This is a genomic window from Elusimicrobiaceae bacterium (assembly GCA_017528825.1).
In the GTDB taxonomy this organism is placed as follows: domain Bacteria; phylum Elusimicrobiota; class Elusimicrobia; order Elusimicrobiales; family Elusimicrobiaceae; genus Avelusimicrobium.
In genome coordinates this window covers 1-1,675 of record JAFXOI010000032.1, presented here as the reverse complement: position 1 = coordinate 1,675, position 1,675 = coordinate 1, and the positions used below count along the sequence as shown (strand labels likewise).

General features: G+C 41.1%; 2 protein-coding genes. Both read left to right on the top strand.

Annotated elements, in window-relative coordinates:
- On the top strand, nt 1-669 hold a 669-nt coding region (locus tag IKN49_06045), incomplete at its 5' end, for a hypothetical protein (GenBank protein MBR3632599.1).
- Nucleotides 670-1,424: 755 nt separating this feature from the next.
- Nucleotides 1,425-1,675 (top strand): hypothetical protein (locus tag IKN49_06040; GenBank protein ID MBR3632598.1); only part of this gene is annotated, 251 nt, incomplete at its 3' end.

Below are 1,675 nucleotides of genomic sequence, written 5' to 3'. Positions count from 1 at the left end.
CTTATTATGCGTATGCTTGAAGAGTACACTCTCCACTTTGATGTGTACCAAAATGCCTTCAACAACGTATGCTTTTACATACTTCCTATGATAAACCCTGATGGCGTATCCATCAGCCAGTACGGCGCCGCAGGAGCAACACAGCAGTACACCAAGGATTGGCTAAGGGGCCTGACCCTTGCAAAGGTAAATCTATCAATGATAAAAGCCAACGGCAACGGCGTAGACCTTAACCGCAACTTCCCTGTAGGCTTTGGAAACGCCGACAAAAAAGCCATTCTCCCAAGCCTAAGCTACTACCCTGGCAGCGAGCCTCTATCAGAAATAGAGTCACTTGCCATTGCAAAAATTCTTTATGAAAACAAATTTGTAATGGGTATAAACTATCACAGTATGGGAAACATCGTATACTACGGTGCCAAAACCAATTCCAAGGAAGTGGACGAGGCCTGCAAGGCTCTGGCCAACGTAGCCCACGAGCTTACCAGCTACAAACTAGAGTACTGCGGCAAAGCCATCGGAAGCCTCTCCGACTACTTTGGAGCCGTTGAACAAGCCCCTAGCATCACCATCGAAATCGGCAAGGCCAACCCAGTACCTATTTCCCAGTTCGACCAAATCTACGAGCAGAACGTAGCCCTCTGGCCAACGCTAGCCAATATACTATAAATCTGCCACCGGCCCGGCCCACCCGCCAGCGCCCACCGCTCCCACGGGAAAGCAGATTACGTTTGAGCAGATTTTTGGATTATCTTAATGTGATTAATCTTGCAAAATGTAGGTGTCCTTACATAGCTTTATCAATTCGAAGAGAATGTGTGCACCGGGCGGACATTCTTAGGCTATGAACTCTAAGCCTTAACTAGGGTACGCATAATTGCTTTTGCTATTACATTTGCTAAGTAAAATTAAAAAAGTGAGTTTTGTATGTATAGGCACCGTGCTTTACGCAACATCCTGTTGCTTGTCGCACTTGCGCCGCCGTCCTAGCGGCGCATGCCTATAAATAGCAAAACTAACTTTTTATTTTTCTAAGCTCACTTCAAATGTTACATACCCATGCAACCGTCACGCTAGCCAGCATATATCCTTACGCTGAGTGGGACCTGGGGTTACCGTTTACTCCGAAAAAACTACACGTTATTCCACTAATTGTGAAAAGTTTGTGAATTTTGGTAGTATAATTCCATCAACGAAAGGGGGATAAAACCATGGTAGCTTTTTTTGTTAAGTTATTTGGTATGGCCATTGCGTTAGTTTAATCTTGGTAAATTACCAATTAATACTTTATAAACTTATTTAATTAAATTAAACACACTTTTTACAAATAGCAGCTAGATCCAAACGGGTTTGGCTGCTTTTTGTTTCATATTTTTCGAAAGTAATGTAAAATAACATTTAAGAGTTTAAGGGAGAACTAATAAATGACTATTTACATTGGACTGATGATTTTTTTTACGTGGGGAATAGTTGAGACTGTCAATATATTTCTTATTTCACATAACCTATTAATGCTACCAAAGAGAGTTCAGCCCAAAGGTAATTTCTTACTGTTAATATTGCTCTATTTTTGTGCATTATTAGGGTTCCCAATCGGAATTCTTCATGAAAAGTACATTTTTGCAGCAATTCTTTATATCCCATTTTTGCTTAAATCATTAATACTAGTGAACAG